This is a genomic window from Blastococcus sp. MG754426 (assembly GCF_021699055.1).
Taxonomy (GTDB): domain Bacteria; phylum Actinomycetota; class Actinomycetes; order Mycobacteriales; family Geodermatophilaceae; genus Blastococcus.
This window is the reverse complement of the sequence record NZ_SSXC01000084.1, coordinates 1-18,690: the sequence shown is the minus strand read 5'-3', so window position 1 is coordinate 18,690 and position 18,690 is coordinate 1. Positions and strand designations below refer to the sequence as shown.

Below are 18,690 nucleotides of genomic sequence, written 5' to 3'. Positions count from 1 at the left end.
CGCCTGCCGCTGCGACGCACGACCCCAGACCGGCTGGAGCGCGGCGATCTCCTCGTCGGTCGCGACGCGGAACGGGGGCGTGACCGGTGCCTGGAACGCCTTCCGCCCCTGTCCGCGGGTGGCCCGGAGACTCAGGTAGATCGAGATCCCGATGATCGTGGTGATCACGGCGAGGCTGATGGTGGTCGGGATGTAGAAGAGGTCGACCTTGAGCATCATCTTGATGCCGACCCAGATCAGCACCAGGGCCAGGCCGATCTTCAGGTAGATGAAGCGGTGGATGAGGTCGGCGAGCAGGAAGTACATCGCCCGCAGTCCCAGGATGGCGAACGCGTTGGCGGTGAAGACGAGGAACGGCTCGTCGGTGACCGCGAAGATCGCCGGGATCGAGTCGACGGCGAAGATGACGTCGGTGATCTCGACCAGGACCAGCACCGCCAGCAGCGGGGTGGCCATCAGGAGGCCGTTGCGGCGGATGAGGAAGCGCTGCCCGTGGTAGGCGTCGGTGGTCGGGACGTAGCGGCGGAACAGCCGCAGCGCCTTCGACTTCTCCGGGTCGAGGTGCTCGTTGCGCTGGCGGATCATCTTGTACCCGGTCCACAGTAGGAACGCGGCGAAGATGTAGAGGATCCAGCTGAAGCTGGCGATGAGCACCGACCCGCCGGCGATGAAGATGCCGCGGAAGATCAGCGCGCCGAGGACCCCGAAGAACAGCACTCGGTGCTGGTACTCCCGGGGAACGGCGAAGTAGGTGAAGATGATCGCCCAGACGAAGACGTTGTCGACCGCCAGCGATTTCTCGATCACATAGCCGGCGAAGTACTGCTGGCCGAACTCGGCGCCGTAGGCGGACCAGATATAGGCCGCGAACAGGTCCACGGCGAGCATGGCGACGATGCCGCCGAGCACGGCCAACCACAACCACAACGGGACATCCATGCGGAGACTCCTGCCTCGGTCGGTGCCTTACTACCCCGCCGTTGACGGGAGGTTCGTCGACGTTCGGTGCAGGCTGACCGGTCCGGACTGCCCCGGGTGCGTCGCGATCGTATGTACCGGAGGCCAAGGCCTCTGAAACGGCCGGGGGTTGGATGACGCCTGGCCGCCATGTCACCGCCAGCGGGCGACTCCCACGCTGCAGGGCTCGGCGGCACGGCCGTCGAACTCGTCGCGACGCACAGGCGCCCGCGGCCCTCGGCGTGTCCCTACCTCCACCGCAAGCGCGAGAGCTGGAACATTGACATTCGGCTCGCAGTCGACGATCGCCATGAACGATCAACAAGATGGCACCTGCACGATTCCTTGCCCCCGAGTGAGCTGCTCCAATAAGTGCTCAGATCTTCACGAGAGAACGGCACGAATGCTACCTTCGGAGGTAGCTCGGGCCCCGCTTCGCGGGGCCCATCGGCGTTTCTAGGGGTGACTCGTTGGTCATTGTCGGGTGGCGTTGAAGATGCACGGCGGAATGAAGATTTACGCCGGCGCGCCGGTGGCTGCCCGGCACTACGTGGAGGCCGACCGCGGCCGGGTCGACGACTACTACCTCACCGAGGGCACCGGCGTCGCCCGTCGCTTCACCACAACGGATGGTCGCGCGGCCGAGCTGGGGCCGCTGACCGGCGACGCCTACGAGACCTGGGTGGCTGGCCGCGACCCGAAGACGGGTGAGCCGAGGGGGCAGCTGCGCACCGATGAGCACGCCGTTCGGTACGCCGAGGTGGTGGTCAACGGCCCGAAGACGTGGTCGCTGGCCGCCGCGCTGGACCCGGACATCGCGACGGCGTACGAGGCGGCGCAGGACCGCGCCGCCGAGCAGATCATCGCCTGGCTCTCCGAGCACGCCACCACCCGGGTCGGCCCGCGCGGCGGGCAGGTGCAGATACCGCTGGAGGTGCTGGAGGCCGCGACGGTTCGGCACTACACCTCCCGGGCGAACGACCCGCACTGGCACCTGCACCTGCAGTTCCTGTCCCGGGTATTCGCCGCGGGGAAATGGCGCGGCTTGCACACCGTCGGCGTCCGCGACTTCTTGGGCGCGATCAACGGGATCGGGCACGCCGCGATGGCGTGTGACCCGGAATTGAACGCCGCCTTCGCCGCGCACGGCTACCGGAAGGGCGCTACGGGAGAAATACTGGAGCTCGCCGAGTACACGGGTCCGTTCAGCGCCCGGCACGCCCAGATCGCCCGGAATGTGGACCGCTACGAACGGGAATGGACCGCAGCGCACCCCGGCGAATCCCCCGGGCCGGTGCTGCGCCGAGCCTGGGACGTCCGGGCGTGGGCCGACGGCCGCCCGGACAAGATCACTGCCCAGCCCGGGGTCGGGCTGGAGGAACGCTGGCGGGCCGAGCTGTCCGCCCTCGGCTACCGCGACCCGGGAAAGCCGGTCGACCTGGCCCCCACCCCGATCGGGGCCCTCGATCGAGACGAACTGGTGCAGCGCGCGCTGGCCCGGCTCGCGGCCGGGCGGTCGGCGTGGAACGCCGCCGACATCCGGGGCGAGGCCGAGCGGCTGATCGCCGCCGCAGGCGTCGTCGCCGACGCCGGGGTGCGCATCGAGCTGGCCGAAGACCTCACCGCCCGCGCGATGGACCGGTGCGTGCCGTTGCTGGACCGCGACGGGGTGCCCGAGCACATCCGCGCCTGGACCTCCCAGCCGGTCCTCGACGTCGAAGCCGACCTGACCACCCGGCTCGCCGCCCGCGCTGCGCGCGGCGTGCCGGACACCGTCCCGGCACTGCCGGTCGAGCGCGTGGCCGCCGCCGGCCGGCTGGATGCCGGCCAAGCCGCGGCGGTCGCCGCGCTCGCCGGCGACCGGCCCCTGGTGGTGGTCGAGGGCGCCGCCGGGGCGGGCAAGACCACCACCCTGTCCGCCACCCGCGACCTGCTCGAGGCACAACATCGCCGGCTCGTGGTGGTCACCCCCACCCGCAAGGCAGCCAAGGTGGCCGCCTGCGAGGTGGGGACGGCCGCCGGGTCGGCGGCATCCCTGGCCTTCCAGCACGGCTGGCGCTGGAACGACGAAGGGCGTTGGACCCGGCTCACCGCCGGCCAGGTCGACCCGGCGACCGGCCGTGTGTACGCCGGGCCGAACGAGGCCGCGCAGCTACGGCCCGGGGACCTGCTGCTGGTCGATGAGGCCGGGATGCTCGATCAGGACACCGCCCGCGCCCTGCTCACCGTCGCCGACGAGTGCCGGGTCCGGGTGGCGCTGCTCGGCGACCGGCACCAGCTGTCCGCGGTCGGCCGCGGCGGCGTCCTAGACCTCGCCATCGGCCAGGCCGACCCCGGGGCGCACCTGACACTCGACTCCGTGCACCGCTTCACCCGAACCGACGAGGAAGGCCGCACAACACGCGACACCGGCTACGCCGAGCTGACCCTGGCCATGCGCACCGGCGAGGACCTCGGCGCCGTCTTCGACGCCCTCCTCGCCCGCGGCCAGATCCGGCTGTTCCCCGACGCCGCCGCGCTGCGCGACGCGCTGGCCGCCACCGCCGCCGAGTCTTATGCCGCAGGCCGACCGGTGGCCGTGGTGGTGGACACCCGCGACCAGGCCGCCGAACTCAACACCGCCATCCGGGAACGGCTGGCCGTCGCCGGCCGGGTCGATGACCGAACGGTGGCCGTCACCGGCGCCGGGGAGCGGATCGGCGCCGGGGACCGGATCGCCACCCGGCGCAACGACCGTCACCTCGACGTCGCCAACCGCGACACCTGGGTGGTCACCGCGGTCGGCCGCCGCGGCGGGCTGCTCGTCACCCCTGCTGTCACCCCCACCGGCACCGTCCCCGGGAACGGGTCCGGCGGTGTCACCCCGGCCGGCCTAGGGACCCGCGTACTGCCCGCGGACTACGTCACCGAGCACGTCGAGCTCGCCTACGCCTCCACCGCGTACGGCGTGCAGGGCGACACCGTCACCGCCGCGCACGTGGTGGTCGGCGAGCAGACCGGCGCCTCCTCCTGCTATGTCGGGATGACCCGCGGCCGAACGGCGAACACCGCCCACCTCGTCGCCACCGACGCCGACCAGGCGCGGGGACAATGGATCGCCGTGTTCGCCCGCGACCGCGCAGACCTCGGCCCCGCGCACGCCGCCCAGCTCGCCGCCGCCGAGGCCGCCCGGTACGCCACTCCCCGCCCGCTGGAGCAGACGCTCGCCGACCTGCACTCTGCGTGGACGGCCGAGCAACGCTGCCTCGACCGGCTCGCCCACGACCTGCCGCGCCGGGACGCGCTGCGCGAGATCGTCGCGCTCGAGTCCGCCCACGCCGACCGGGCCGCCGCGCTCACAGATGCGTATCGGCAGACAGGGATCGACGCCCGCCACGCGACGGCGCGGGCCGACGCCAGCGGCGCGGTCGTCACCGCCGAGACCGACCGGATCCGCGACACGCTGCTCGGCAGCTGGGACACCGGGCGGGACGCCGCCCGCGACGCCGCGCGGGTCGTGCTCGACGGTCCCGGCCGGCTCCGGCTTCGGCTGGCGGCGGTGAACCGGGCCGGCGAGCAGCTGGTGGACTGGGCGGACGCCTGGCGGCCCTACCTGCCGGCCATGCCCACCGACCCGCGGCAGATCGCGCGCCTGGCTGACCGGTCCGACGACCAACCGCGGCTGTGGACCGCCTTCGACTCCTACGCCCGCCACCACGCCGAACACGCCCACCCGGAGCACGCTCAGTTGCGCGCGACCGCAGCCACCGCCCAGGAGGCCCACCGGCACGCCGGGGCCGCGGTGGCCGACGCCCGCCGCCAGCACGAGAACCGGCTCGCCCGCTTCGGACCGCTCGCCCGGACCTTCGACCCGGCGGAGCGACTGTCCGACACCGAACACCAGATCGCCGCTGCTCGCCAGCAGCTCACCGATGTACGCGCGCGCATCGCACGACTGACCTCCGAGCCGGCGCTCCGCGCCCAGCCGCCCGACCGCCTCGCCGGAGAGCGGGACACCTGGCGTGCACGCCAGGACGCCGACCCGAACCCACACCGATCGGCCGCCCCGCTGCCGACCGCCTCCGAGCCGGGTGTCCGCCTCCCGCGGCCCGAGGACCTCGCGGCACTCACCCGGCACACCGCCGCAGGGCGAGGCATATCGCGCTGAGCGGGCGGCGCCCGCCGGAGCCTTCGACGACGGGGCGCTGAGCACCGTTCCGGTTAGTGCCGCCGCCCGTCGTCCAGGTCGGGGGTGGGTGCCCCCCAGCTACGGCGCTCGCCATCACCCGGATGGTTCACCATGGCGTGCGGGTCAGTGGGGACGCTTCACCGGACGGTCTCCCGCCCACACCGCGCCCACAAGACGCCCACAGAAGGGCCGTTCGCGACCAACATCGGCCGATCGCAGCAAACGGTATTTCCGCTGGTCATGGCCCAGTTCCGCGTAGAATGCGCTGATCAGAAAAGTGTCTTTTGGGAACTTTTAATCCGCGGGTTGTGGGTTCGAGCCCCACGGGGCCCACCTCCTCCTCGTGTTGTCCCGCCTGATGCTCGACCGCGGGGCTCCGGGTTTGGCCGCGACAGTGCTGCGGTTGCTGGTCGACAGCTGTCTCGGTCGGTCCTCGACGCTCTCTCGATGAGGGAGTCGAGCGTGGCTGAGCACCATCACGCCGGCGCCCGGGAACAGCGCACCGAGGAGGCTCCCGCCGGCCCGGTCGCGGCTAACGTCCGCCCATGGCCGAGATGGTGCTGTTCCACCACGCGCAGGGGCTGACCCCCGGCGTCCGCGCGTTCGCCGACGACCTGCGCGCCGACGGGCACGTCGTCCACACACCGGACCTGTACGAGGGGCGCACCTTCGCCACCCTCGACGAGGGCGTCGCGCACGCCCAGGAGGTCGGTCTCGGCGCCGTGCTCGCGCGCGGCCGCGCGGCCGTGGAGGGGCTGCCGGAACGGCTGGTCTACGCGGGGTTCTCCCTCGGCGTCCTGCCGGCCCAGCTGCTCGCGCAGACCCGCCCGCGTGCCGCCGGCGCGGTGCTGCTGCACGCCGCCGTCCCGCTCGGGGAGTTCGCCGGCGAGTGGCCCGCCGGGGTGCCGGTGCAGTTCCACGTCATGGACGCCGATGAGCAGGGGGACGTCGACGTCGCACGCGAGCTCGCCGCGGCCGTCGACGGCGCCGCGCTGTTCCTCTACCCGGGGGAGCGGCACCTGTTCACCGACCGGGGCCTCGCCGACCACGACGCTGCGGCCGCGGCCCAGGTGCTGGACCGGGTGCGGGCCCTCCTCGCCGCCGTGGGCTGACCCGCGACACGCCGGCGCGCCGGAACCGCCACCGGGGTGACCGACCCCCGTCCGCGCCCGCGCCACGCTCGGGGGCCGGCGCTTTGTCGACAGGTCGCCGGCGCGGAGGAGGGGTCACCGCACGCCCCGGGGGCCGTGCGCAACGAATGGGAAACGGGCCAGGTCAGCAGCAGGTCCGAGGGGCCGTCGCGGGGCCTCGCCGTCCCTAGCCTTCGGGACGTCCGCGGTGCTTCCCAGCCGCGGAGAACCACCCGCGAGGAGCCCCCTGTGCACGCCACCGCATCACCGGTCCGCAAGCCGTCCGCCCACGCCCCGGAGGGCGCCGACGAAGGCCTGGCCCTGCTGAGCGAGCTGATGGTGGACGAGCCGGCCGCCGCCCCGCCGGCGCCCCGTCCGCCCCATCCCGGCTGGACCGCCCGGGTGCAGGAGTGGACCCACCGCGCGTCGGCCTGGGGCGAGGGGCCGCAGGGGGCCTGGCGTGCCTGGTGAGCTGCTGACGGTCCTCGCGCCGCTGCTCGGCTGCGGCGCGCTGATCGCCGTCGTGGTGGTGCTGGGCGCGAGTTCCACCGCCCGCTACGAGTTCGAGCGCAACGCCGTGCAGGCGCAGCAGCGGGCGGCGGTCGGCGCCCCGCAGGCGGCCGGGCCGGCCCACGCCCCCGGCGACGTCACGGTTCCCGAGACCGTCCGCGCCCAGGGGGCCGCGGCGGAGCGGACGGCCGTCGGCCTCGCCACCCACCCCGCCGGGCCGCGCCGCCCCGCCGGCCCCTCGACCACCGGCTGGTGGCTCGTCGCGGAGCACGACGGCGAGGTCGTGGCCGGTCCCTTCGCCGATGCGATCGACGCCGGGTGGGCGCGGCTCTCGGCGGGCCTGGAGGAGACCACGCGGGTGGTGCACGGCGGCCGGCGCCCCGACGGCGGCGTGGCGCGCCGGCAGGCACCGGCCGAGCGCGAGTGGCTGGCCGACCTCGGTGACCAGCTCGACCGGCTCCCCGAGGACTGGGACCCGTTCATGGTGGACGACGAGGACGTGCTGACCACGCTCGCCGTCGACGTCACCTCCGCGCTGCTCGAGGCCGGGCTGCCGCTGCACGACTGCGAGGGCCGGGAGCCGGCCGGGCACGCCGCGGGCGGCGTCTGCCTGACCCCGCACCCGGACGGCGCGGGCGTCCTCGTCACGTGGCGCCAGCACGACCGGATGAGCGTGCACCAGGCGCGCGGCGGTGCGCTGGAGGCCGCCGTGCAGCGGACGATGACCGCCGCCGTGGCCACGGTGCTGGGCCAGATGGGCTTCGGCGTCGTCGAGTTCGGCTCGCCCGGCTGCCACCTGGTCACCGCAGCCGCCCGCTGACGGCGGGCGCCGGGGCGGCTCAGCAGCGATGCGCGGCCTCCGGGGCCGGGGGCACGACCAGCACGGGCCGCCGGCGCAGCCGGGCCGGGAGGCGCCGGCCGCCCGACGGGAGGGGCACGGCGTGGGCGGAGCGGGCGGGCAGGTCGATCACTGGCTCTCCTCGGGGCTTGCGGTGCACCGCGACCCTCCCCGGTGGGTCTGACGAATTCCCGCGCCCGAGCTGTGCAGCACCTGGCATTCCCGACCCGTGACGCGTCTCACCTGCACGGGTGGGGACCGTCTCAAGCCTTCCGCACCACGGTCGATAGGAGCAGCGTGCGCAGAACCCCGGACGAGGGCCGCCGGCAGCGGCGCGGTGGACCGCTGTGGCGGTACCTGGCCGCGCTCGTGCTGCTGCCGCTGGTCGGCGTCGTCGTCCTCACCGTGGCGGCGGCCCAGGCCCGGGCGGCCGAGGTCGCCGGCGCCGAGCGCGCCGAGGTCGCCGTCCGCGCGCTCGCCCTGCTCGACGCCGCACGCAGCGGCGTGGAGCAGGAGATGATCCCCGCCCTCACCCTGTCGATCGTCGACGACCCGGTCGCCGCAGCAGCCCTCGGGCTGCCCACGTTCTTCCTGCGCGCCCAGGAGCAGGCCGCCCTCGACGAGGCGGCGCGGGCGCGGACCTCCACCGATGCGGCCCTGGAGCGCCTCACCGGCAACCCGGTCGCTGCGGAGGCGGCCGCGCATGCGGCAGAGGACGTGACGAAGCTGCGCCGGGCCTACGAGGGGAGGCGGCTGGGCATCGAGGAGCTGCACCTGCGCTTCCTCGCCGTCTCCAACGACCTGATGGCCGCCCAGGCGGCCGCCGCCGTCGCGGCGACCTCCGAGGGCGTCCCCGTCGCCACGATGCGTGCCGTCAGCGACGTCCGGACCGTGGCGCAGCTGGCGCAGGCGACGGCCCGGCAGATGCCGCTGTTCCTCGGCTCCCTCCTCGTCGACGACCAGGAGCAGCTGATCGGCTCCCGGACCGCCTGGGAGACCGCCTGGATGGACTACCGGGACGCCCAGCGCCGGATGGACACCCTCTCCGGGGAGCCCCTGCGCGAGGCCTGGCAGGAGGTGCGCGCCTCCGACGTCGTCGCCGACCTGGACGGTCTGTTCGCCCGAGGTCTCGCCGGCGAGGTCCGCAACCTCGCGCTCCCCGACCTCGTCGTCGCGCTGCTCCAGAGCCAGGAACGCGGCACCCTCCTCGCCGGGCTGGTGGGGACGGCGGTCGAGGAGGCCCGCTCGCTCGTCGAGGCCGACCGCGCACGCGCCGAGGACCGGCTCCAGGCCGTCCTCGTGATGGGTGCCGGCCTGCTCGCCGGCTCGGTGCTGGGCGCCGTCCTGCTCGGCCGCAGCGTCACCCGGGCGCTCCGGCTGCTGGCCGCGCAGGCGACCGAGATCAGCCAGGGGTCGCTGGTCGAGGTGGAGGCCGACGGCCCGCGGGAGGTCCGGACGGTCTCGGCCGCCCTCGGCTCGGCCGTGGCGGGGCTGCGCCGCATCCAGGACCAGGCGCAGGCCGTGGCGCGCGGCGACCTCGACGACGCGCTCCTCGACGAGCCCCTGCCCGGCCCGCTCGTCGAGGTCGTGCACGCCTCGGTGCGGGCGATCGTCACCTCCGTCCGCCAGCGCGAGGAGCTGCAGTTCGCCCTAGCGCACCGGGCCACCCACGACCCGCTGACCGAGCTGCCCAACCGCGCGCAGGCGGTCACGCTGGTGACCTCCGCCCTGCACCGCGGTCGGCGGTCCGGGGAGATGACCGGGCTGCTCTACATCGACCTCGACGGCTTCAAGGCGGTCAACGACGCCCACGGCCACGCCGCCGGCGACGAGGTGCTGCGCGCGGTGGCGGCCCGGCTGCGCGCCGCCGTCCGCCCGGGCGACGTCGTCTGCCGCCTCGGTGGCGACGAGTTCGTCGTCCTCGTGGAGCCCGTGCACGCCGAGCACGACCTCCTGGACCTGGCCGAGCGGCTGATCGCGTCGGTCAGCCGGCCGGTCGCCGTCGGGACGGCGACGGCCACCATCGGCGCCAGCATCGGGGTGGCGGTCAGCCGCGACGGCGGCACCGACGCCGACGTGCTGTTCGCCGAGGCCGACACCGCCGCCTGCCGGGCCAAGGCCCACGGCCGGGGCCGGGCGGAGATCTTCGACGAGACGCTGCGGCTGCAGCTCGCCGAGCAGGCCGAGCTCGAGGCCGCGATCGCCCACGGCCTGGCCGGCGGCGAGATGCACCTGGTCTACCAGCCGGTCGTGGACGTCGCCTCCGACCGGCTGACCGGGTACGAGGCGCTCGTGCGCTGGGACCGGCCGGGCGTGGGCGCGGTCCCGCCCGACCGGTTCGTCCCGGTCGCCGAGCGCTCCGGCCTCATCCGGGACATCGACCGCTTCGTGCTCGGCGAGGCCACCCGGCAGCTGGCCCAGTGGCGGGCCGCCACCCCGGTGGCCCCGGGCCGGCCCGAGCCGACCGTCGCGGTCAACGTCTCCGGCCGGCATCTCGCCGACCGGCGGATCGTCGCGGACGTGGCCGAGGCGCTCGAGGCCTCGGGCCTGCCGGCGCGGCTGCTGGTCCTCGAGGTCACCGAGACCGTGCTCGTGGACGACCCGGCCGCCTACGACCACCTCACCGAGCTGCGGGGGATGGGCGTCGGCATCGCCATCGACGACTTCGGCACCGGCTACACCTCGATCGGGCAGCTGCGCAGCATGCCCGTCGACACCCTCAAGATCGACCGCAGCTTCGTGGCGTCGGCCGAGCCGGCGCACCTGGAGCTCGTGGCCCTGATGATCCGCGCGGCGCACACGTTCGGGCTGACCGTCGTCGCGGAGGGGGTCGAGGAGCAGGCGCAGCTGGCCCGGCTCCGGGCCGAGGCCTGCGACCGGGCGCAGGGCTACCTGCTCTCCCGGCCGCTCCCCGCGGTCGAGGCCGGGGCGCTGCTGCGCCGCGATGCCCTGGCGGCACCCGCCGGCTGACCGGTCGCGCCCGGCGCAACCTCTGCCGGGACCGGCGAGGTGTGCCACCATCCGCCGGTGACCGGCTCACCCCTCCCCACGGCCTCCCGCCCCGCGCCCACCGGGCGGGGTGAGCGGGCGTGAGCGACCTGGACGCCCGGCCCGCCGAGGCGGGGAACGGGCTGAAGCGCCGGGTCTTCTACGGTTCGGTCGCCGGTGTCCTCGCCATCGCGCTCTGGGCGACGGCGAGCCCGGCCTCGGCCGCCGAGACCATCGGGTCGCTCGTCGGCTGGACCTCCGAGTGGTTCGGCTGGTTCTACATCGCCTTCGCGACCGCGGTGCTCGTCTTCGTGCTGGTCATCGCCTTCTCCCGGTACGGGAAGGTGAAGCTCGGCCCCGAGCACTCCACACCGCGGTTCAGCACGTTCGCCTGGGCGTCGATGCTCTTCGCCGCGGGCATCGGCACCGACCTGATGTTCTTCGCCGTCGCCGAGCCCGTCACCCAGTTCCTGGCGCCGCCGGTGGGGGAGGGTGGGACCCCGGAGGCCGCCGCCGAGGCGACCGTCTGGACGCTGTTCCACTACGGCATCAACGGGTGGGGCATGTACGCCCTGATGGGCATGGCCCTGGCCTACTTCGCCTACCGCATGAACATGCCGCTGGCGATCCGCTCGGTGCTCTACCCGATCTTCGGCAAGCGGGTGCACGGCACGCTGGGCGACGCCGTCGACATCGCGGCGGTCCTCGGCACGATCTTCGGCGTCGCCACCTCGCTGGGCATCGGCGTCGTCCAGCTGAACTACGGGCTGTCGGTGCTGTTCGGCATCCCCGAGGGCCGCGCCGCCCAGCTGGGGCTGATCGCCCTGGCCGTGGGCGTGGCGACGGTGTCGGCGGTCAGCGGCGTCGACCGCGGGATCAAGCGGCTCTCCCAGCTCAACGTCGTCCTCGCGCTCGGCCTGGCCGGTTTCGTGCTGGTCACCGGCAACACCGCGTTCCTGCTCAACGGGCTGGTCCAGAACGTCGGCGACTTCGTCAGCAGCTTCCCCGGCCTGACGACGGAGACCTTCGCCTACGACCGGCCCGACGAGTGGCTGAGCGCCTGGACGCTGTTCTTCTGGGCCTGGTGGATCGCCTGGGCGTCCTTCGTCGGGCTCTTCCTGGCCCGCATCTCGCGCGGGCGGACCATCCGCCAGTTCGTGGCCGGGACGCTGCTGCTGCCGTTCAGCTACATCCTCATGTGGGTGTCGATCTTCGGGAACAGCGCGATCGACCGGATCCGGCAGGGCGACGCGGCGTTCGGCGAGACCACGGTGAACCTCCCGGAGCGCGGCTTCTACACGCTGCTGGCCGACTACCCGGCCTTCCCGTTCATCGCCTCGATCGCGACCTTCGTCGGCCTGCTGTTCTACGTGACGTCCGCCGACTCCGGCGCCCTGGTGATGGCCAACCTCTCCTCGCGCCTCCGCCGCCCCCAGGACGACGCCGCCCCGGGCGTGCGCGTCGTCTGGGCGGTCGCCACCGGCGTCCTCACGGCCGCGATGCTGCTGGTCGGCGGCGTGCCGGCGCTGCAGAACGCGACCGTCATCATGGGCCTGCCGTTCGGCTTCGTGATGGTGCTGGTGATGGTCGGGCTCTACCGTGCCCTGCGCAGCGAGGCCGACCGCGCCGCGCACCGGCACCGCATCGCGCCGTCCGGCCGGCCGGCCGCCCGGCGCCGGGCCCGGCTGCGCCGCCGCCGCACCCCGGGTCCCACGGGACGCGAGCGGGTCGACCAGTACCTGCACGAGACGGCTCGGCCGGCGCTGGCGGAGGCGGCGGCCGAGCTGCGTGCTCGGGACGTCACCTCGGACACGCGGTGGGTGGTCGACGACTCGGGGACGCCCTGCGTCGAGCTGACCGCGGGGGTCGGCGACGGGTCGCCGTTCCGCTACCGCGTCCGGCCGGGCCGGGCTCCCCACTGGGGCGGTGGCGCCCGGCCGTCCTCGGACCCGGCGTCCTCGCAGCTGGCCGTCCACGTCGACGGCGCGGCGAGCTACGACGTCATGAACTTCACGCACGCCCAGCTGATCGACGACGTCATGGACCGCTTCGAGGAGCACGTCGCCGGCGGGGTCGCCCGCGGCTGAGCGGGGCGGCTCAGCGGTCGAGGAAGGACTCGACCACGGGGGCCAGCTCGTCGGCCTCGGTGACCAGCGCGATGTGCCCCCCGGGGTACACGTGCAGCTGTGCCCGGGGGATCAGCCGGGCCATCAGCCGTGCGTTCACCACCGGGATGATCGGGTCGTCGTCCCCGGCGACGACGAGGGTGGGCTGCCGGATGAGCCGCAGGAACGGCAGGCTGCTCCAGCCGGTGCTCGAGGCCAGCTGGTAGTAGTAGCCGCGCTGCGGGCCGACCCGCGTGTGGCTGTGCAGCGCCGCCGCGGCCCGCTCGGGGTCGGTGCGCACCGAGCCGCCGTAGATCCGCCCGGCGACCCGGCGGGCGTACTCCGGGTCGCGGTGCCGCCGGGGGGTGAGCATGTGCGCCAGCACCCGCGGGCTGGCCGGCACCATGAGGGAGCCGGTCGCGGTCGCGGCCAGCACCAACCGCCGGCAGCGGCGCCGGTGCTGCACCGCGAAGTGCTGGGCCAGCCCGCCACCCCAGGACAGGCCCAGGACGTCGACCGGGCGGCTGTGGCCCAGCCGGTCCAGCAGCCCCGCGACCACCGGGCTCAGCGTCGACAGCACGTAGGGGACGACGGGCGGCGGCGAGCCGCCGACGCCGGGGACGTCGAAGCGGATGACGGTGCGCCGCGGGTCCAGCGCGTCGACGAACGGCTGCAGCACCTCCAGGCTGGCGCCGATGCCGTTCATCAGCAGCAGCGGCGGCACCGCCTCGTCGGTGCCCGGCCGCACGGCGGTGCGCAGCGTCCGCCCGCCGATGGTCAGGCTGCGGACGACCTCCCGGCTACTTGTCGAAGACATACGTCCCCGGAGCATCGGCCAGCGGCTCGAGGCCGTCGCCACCCAGCTGCTGGGGCGCGGGGACCTCCTCGCCCGACCGCTCACCGAGCCAGGCCACGTAGTCCGGCCACCAGGAGCCCTTCACCGTCTCCGCGCGGCCGAGCCACTCCTGCGGGTCCGGCGGGGTGGAGGGCGCCACCTGGAACGTCGACCTCGGGTTGCCCGGCGGGTTGACCAGCGAGGCGATGTGGCCGCTGGTCGAGAGCACGAACCGGCTCTCCCCGCCGAGCAGCTGGGTGGTGCGGTAGCAGGCCTGCCACGGGCAGAGGTGGTCGGCGACGCCCGCGGTGACGTAGGAGTCGACGGTGACCGCCGAGAGGTCCACCGGCGTGCCGAGCATCGTGGCCCGGCCCGGCTCGGTCAGCGCGTTGCCCAGCGCCACCTCGATGAAGTCGCGGTGCAGCGCCGCGCTCATCCGCGTGGTGTCGGCGTTCCAGAAGAGGATGTCGAAGTTCGGCGGGGGCTTGCCCTGCAGGTAGTTGTTGACCCAGTAGTTCCAGATCAGGTCGTTCGGCCGCAGCCAGGCGAAGACCTCGGCCAGCTGCGCGCCGTCCAGGTACCCCTTCTTCCGCGAGCGCTCGATGGCGGCCCGCACGGCCTCGGGGTCCATGAGCGCGGACATCGTGCCGGCCCGCTCCCAGTCGAGGACGGTGACGGCGAAGCTGGCCGAGCGGACGCGGTCCTGGCGGCCGGTGGCGGCCAGGTGCGCCAGCACCATCGCGGTGATGATCCCGCCGGAGCAGAAGGCCTGCACGCTCGCCTGCTCCTGGCCGGTGATCCGCTCGACGGCGTCCAGCGCGTCCAGGACCGCCTGGCCGTAGGTGTCCAGGCCCCAGTCGGCGTGCCGCTCGTCGGGGTTGCGCCACACGATCATGAACACCTGCTGGCCGCCGGCCAGGTAGTGCTCCACGATGCTGCGGCCGGGGGCGAGGTCGGTGATGTAGTACTTGTTGATCGTCGGCGGTACGACCACCAGGGGCACCGACCGGACGGTCTCCGTCGTCGGCCGGTACTGGATGAGCTCGAAGACGTCGGTGCGGAACACCACCGCGCCCGGGGTGACGGCGAGGTCCTCACCCACGGTGAAGGCGTCGGGCTCGACCATGGAGGGCACCCGCGGCGGGCTCGCCAGGTCGTGGACCAGGCGCCGCACCCCCTCGACGGCGTTCTTCCCGCCGGTGTCGATGACCGCCTTGAGCGCCAGCGGGTTGAGCACCGGCACGTTGCTGGGGGCCAGGGCGTCGACCAGGTTGGTCGCGGTGAAGCGGAGCCGCTCGTCGTCCTGCCAGTCCAGGTGGGCGTCCTCGATGAGCTCCCAGGCCACCCGCGCCGTCGCCAGGTGGGCCTGCATGGTGCGCCGGAGCAGCGGGTTCCCGCTCCAGGCCGGGTCGGCGAACCGCTTGTCCTTCTTGCCCGGCGCCACCTCGGAGCGGCCGATGACGACCTTGCCGAGCTCCCGGGCCAGCTCACCGCCGCGGCGGGCGAGCGTGTCGGGCCGGCGGGCCAGGGCGGCGCCGAACCGCAGCACCGTCCCGGCCGGCGGGATCAGCCGGCGCAGCGGCCCGGCGGCGGCGTCCACGAGCACCATGTCCAGGCCGGTGGCGGCCTCGGTGGCCGGCTCGGCGCTCCCGTCGGCCGGGGGGCCGTCGGGGACGGCGCGCGGCTTCGGCGCGTCGCGCCCCGGGTCGGTCGCGGGCTGGGCCATCGCGGTCTCCTCTCGACGCGCGGCCCCGGGGTGGGCGGCGCCATCCCCCGAGACGCTGGTGTGACCTGAAACACTCAACCACAGGACGCAGGCTGCGGCAGGGGCGCGCCGGACGTCACGCCGCCTCCGGGACCAGTGCCGTGCGGGGTGCGGCGTTCGGCGCCCGCCGCCACGAGCGGTTGTGCCGCCAGAACAGGTAGCAGCCCAGCCCCAGCGGGATGGGGAGGACGTAGCTCAGCGCCCGGAACAGCAGCACCGCGGCCGCCACCTGCGCCCGCGGTCCCCCGGCGGCGGCGAGGCCGGCGATCAGCGCCACCTCCACCACGCCCAGCCCGCCGGGGGTGAGCGGGACGGCGGTGAGCAGGCGCGCGAAGGAGAAGACGACGAGCGCCTCGGCCACGCCGACCTGGTCGGCGCCCACGCCGGTGAAGCGCAGCGCCAGCAGCAGCAGCAGGAACAGCGACAGGTGGCTGACCAGCGTGGCGAGGGTGATCCAGTGCCAGCGCGCCCGCAGCAGCAGCACGGTGCGGTCACGGAACTTCGTCGTCGCCCGGTCCCAGCCCTCCACCGGGCCGCGGCCGAACGGCCGGCGGAGCGCCGTCGCCACCCGTGCGGCGGCGCGGCCGAGCCGGGCCGCCCCGCCGGCGCTGCGGAGCACGACCCCGAGGAGGGCGACGGTCGCCGCGAGGGCGCCGAGCCCCAGGAGCCCGCCGACCACCCGCGCGGCCGAGGGTGGGGCCGAGAACGCCAGGAGGGCCAGGGCCAGAACCGGGAGGCCGAGCTTGGCGAAGTTGTTCCACAGCCCGGCGACCAGCAGCGCCACGGAGGTGCGGGAGCGGGAGAACCCCCACGAGGAGTTCATCGCGTAGGTGAGGCCGACGGCGACCGCCGCCCCGCCGACGACGGTGTTGGAGACGGCGGTCGCGGCCTCGGTGGCCACCGTGGCCTGCCGCAGGGTCAGGCCGGGGGTCGTGGCGACGACGACGAACTGGTAGGTCACCACGTTCCAGCCGGCCGCGAGCAGCAGGGTGGCGACCTCGACCCACGTCATGCCCGTGATCGCCGCCCACACCCCCGAGAGGCTGGTGAACTGGGGCAGGAACCAGGTGAAGACGGCGACGACGAGCCCGGCCGACAGCAGCGGCCCGAGGGCCCGGGCCCACCGCGGACGGCGGGCCCGGCCGCCCACCGGGGCCGCGGCGGCGCTCACCGGTCACCCGCCGGGGGGTCGAGCTCCAGCTCGCCGTCGGTCTGGTCGAGGACGGCCGCCCGCACCTGGTCGCGGGTCACCGCCCCGATGCCCTGCGTCGCCACGGCCAGCGGCTCGGACCGGTTCTCGCCCGACAACCGGAACAGCACGCGCAGGCACCCGCCGGGGAAGACGTAGTAGCGGGTGCCGACGTACCGCGGGCTGACCTGGTCGACCCGCTCCCAACGGCGCATCCCCTCCCGCTCGCTCGGGATCTCCGTGGCGCCGGTCGTGTCGCACGACGCGGTCAGCGCCACCTCGAGCGCTCGCAGCCCGTCGCGGTCGGAGTCCAGCCAGAAGCGCGCGGAGGACTCGGTCGCCTCCAGCCCGGCCAGGCCCCACCCGAGGGGCATCGCCTCCAGGCAGGGCACCCACGTCGCGCCGGGCACCGACTGCGCCATGAGGACGACGCCGTTGGCGGGGAGCCCGGCGTCGCCCTCCTCGCACGCCAGCGTCTCCTCGCCCAGCACCACCGGCTGCCCGCAGCCGGCGAGCAGGCCGGCCGCGAGCAGCAGCGGCGCGGCCCGGCGCGCCCGCCCGGTCACAGCGGGGACCCGAGGAGACCCGCCGACACGTAGGCGGCGATCCCGGCGGCGGCGAGGGTGACGACGGTCAGCCCGGCCCGCCGCCAGGTCCAGCGCTGGATGCGCACCGGCGGCAGCCGGAACGGAAGCAGGGCGAGGAACTCCTCCTGCAGGTCCCGCCCCTGCTGGCGGATCATGCGCCGCAGCTGCGAGGGCATGGTCAGCCCGCGGGTGGCGGCGAACGCCTCGGCGATCTCCTCGTCGGAGAACTGCAGCCGCGCCCGCCGGTACACCCGCTCGGCGTCGGTGCGCAGCGCCAGGACCAGCATCATGTTGGCCAGGTCCACCGCCTGCCGCCACGGGCTCGGGCGCACCTCGGCGAACGCGGAGTCGATCAGGTGCAGCGTGCCGTCGCGGACCAGCAGGTTGGCCGGCTTGATGTCCCGGTGGGCCATGCCGATCTCCCACAGCCGGCGCACGATCGCCAGCCCCTGGTCGATGACCGCGTCGTCGACCTCGGCCTCGCCCGCCTCGCGTGCGCCGGAGATGAACTCCGTGACCAGCAGGTACTCCCGCTCCGGCGTGATCTCCACGATGCCCAGCGGCTGCGGGACCGGCAGCCCGCCGTCGCACAGCACCCGCAGCACGTAGTCCTCGTACTGGACGAGCCGCCGGACGCTGTGGAAGGGCTGCTCGTCCTCCAGCCGGCCGTACAGCAGCGTGCGGCCGAGCTTGTACCAGCGGTCGGAGCGCACGTGGGTGGCCGCGTAGAGCTTGCCGAAGACGTGGCTCTCCTCCTCCCCCTGCGGGTCGTGGGCCTTGACGGTGATCCGCAGCGGCGTGGAGCCACCCGAACCGGCCAGGCCGAACGGGGAGACGTCGGTGGCCACCAGCCCCAACTGGTCCTGCAGCGCCCGGACGATGGCCGCTCCCCGCTCGCCGGAGACGTCCAGGTGGGCCGGCCGGGCCCGGGTGTAGCGCACCGGGTGCACGGCGTTGGGCGTCAGCAGCCGGAAGGCGGCCAGGGGTGTCGCCACGCCGAGGACCACGCCGGCCAGGACGCCGGTGGGGTGGTCCTGGGCCAGGTAGAGCCGGGAGGCGGCGGTGACGACCAGCAGCCCGCAGACCACCCACTTGCCGATCGTCCGCTTCCGGCCGGGCGGGACGAGGGAGTAGAGGGTGCTGACCAGCAGCGCGGCCAGCACCGTCACCGGGAGCGACGGCATCGCGAACCCGGACCAGTCGCCGAGCACCGCCACCTCGAACGGCCGGGGCCGCTGGAGGGTCACCGTCATCGCGGTGCCGACGTTGACCACGAGCAGGCCCACGCCCAGCCACACCAGCAGGTGCCGCCAGCGGCGGAAGGCGGCGAGCAGGACCAGGTCCGCCAGCCAGATGGCGTGCAGCGCCTTCGCGCCGGCCAGCACGCCCGCGACCTCGGCGACCGCGGTCAGCGCGGGCGTCCGGGTGCTCGCGATCGCCTGGAGGACCCGGGTGTCGGCGACGTCGACGTACCGGATGGTCCCGGTGACCACCACGGCGAGGCAGGCCAGCAGGACCAGCGCGCTGAGCCCCAGCCACCACCTGCCCGACGCCCGGAGCTGGCGGGGCAGCGGCGGCGGTTCGCCGGAGGGGCGGCGACGGCGGCGGACGCGGGCGA

12 protein-coding genes are annotated in these 18,690 nt (G+C 74.5%); 6 read left to right on the top strand and 6 right to left on the bottom strand.

Annotation, left to right across the window (positions count from 1 at the left end; all coding sequences use genetic code 11):
• On the bottom strand, positions 1–939 hold a 939-nt coding region (locus E9549_RS19675; RefSeq protein ID WP_236828281.1), incomplete at its 3' end, for a TerC family protein.
• Positions 940–1,465: 526 nt separating this feature from the next.
• Between E9549_RS19675 and mobF the strand changes: the two genes are divergently transcribed.
• From mobF to betT, 6 genes are all read left to right on the top strand, one after another.
• Positions 1,466–5,104, top strand: coding sequence for a MobF family relaxase (gene mobF, locus E9549_RS19670; RefSeq protein WP_236828280.1), 3,639 nt, complete (start codon positions 1,466–1,468; stop codon positions 5,102–5,104).
• Between the two features lie 566 nt (positions 5,105–5,670).
• The gene (locus E9549_RS19665; RefSeq protein WP_236828279.1) at positions 5,671–6,237 is read left to right on the top strand and encodes a dienelactone hydrolase family protein; all 567 of its coding nucleotides are present in this window, start codon (positions 5,671–5,673) and stop codon (positions 6,235–6,237) included.
• 267 nt (positions 6,238–6,504) lie between these two features.
• A complete protein-coding gene (locus E9549_RS19660) occupies positions 6,505–6,726 on the top strand; it encodes a hypothetical protein (RefSeq protein WP_236828278.1) in 222 nt (73 codons plus the stop codon).
• Positions 6,716–7,585: a hypothetical protein gene (locus E9549_RS19655; protein ID WP_236828277.1), complete on the top strand. Its 870-nt coding sequence runs from the start codon at positions 6,716–6,718 to the stop codon at positions 7,583–7,585. Before E9549_RS19660 ends, E9549_RS19655 begins: the two co-directional genes overlap by 11 nt.
• 315 nt (positions 7,586–7,900) lie before the next feature.
• Positions 7,901–10,573 (top strand): bifunctional diguanylate cyclase/phosphodiesterase, encoded by a 2,673-nt coding sequence (locus E9549_RS24305; protein ID WP_236828276.1) that lies wholly within the window; start codon positions 7,901–7,903, stop codon positions 10,571–10,573.
• Between the two features lie 119 nt (positions 10,574–10,692).
• Positions 10,693–12,678, top strand: coding sequence for a choline BCCT transporter BetT (betT, locus tag E9549_RS19645; protein ID WP_236828275.1), 1,986 nt, complete (start codon positions 10,693–10,695; stop codon positions 12,676–12,678).
• Between the two features lie 10 nt (positions 12,679–12,688).
• On the opposite strand, the gene phaZ is transcribed toward betT, so the two are convergent.
• The 5 genes from phaZ to E9549_RS19620 all read right to left on the bottom strand — a co-directional run.
• Positions 12,689–13,513: a poly(3-hydroxyalkanoate) depolymerase gene (gene phaZ / locus E9549_RS19640; protein WP_236828274.1), complete on the bottom strand. Its 825-nt coding sequence runs from the start codon at positions 13,511–13,513 to the stop codon at positions 12,689–12,691.
• Positions 13,497–15,257: an alpha/beta hydrolase gene (locus E9549_RS19635; RefSeq protein ID WP_236828273.1), complete on the bottom strand. Its 1,761-nt coding sequence runs from the start codon at positions 15,255–15,257 to the stop codon at positions 13,497–13,499. The genes phaZ and E9549_RS19635 overlap by 17 nt, the downstream gene beginning before the upstream one ends.
• 115 nt (positions 15,258–15,372) lie before the next feature.
• Positions 15,373–16,467 carry a YbhN family protein gene (locus E9549_RS19630; RefSeq protein WP_236828272.1) on the bottom strand — a complete coding sequence of 365 codons (1,095 nt, stop codon included), beginning with the start codon at positions 16,465–16,467 and terminating at the stop codon, positions 15,373–15,375.
• A complete protein-coding gene (locus E9549_RS19625; protein ID WP_236828271.1) occupies positions 16,464–17,051 on the bottom strand; it encodes a hypothetical protein in 588 nt (195 codons plus the stop codon). Before E9549_RS19625 ends, E9549_RS19630 begins: the two co-directional genes overlap by 4 nt.
• Positions 17,048–18,690 (bottom strand): phosphatase PAP2 family protein (locus E9549_RS19620; protein ID WP_236828270.1); only part of this gene is annotated, 1,643 nt, incomplete at its 5' end. The genes E9549_RS19625 and E9549_RS19620, both read right to left, overlap by 4 nt.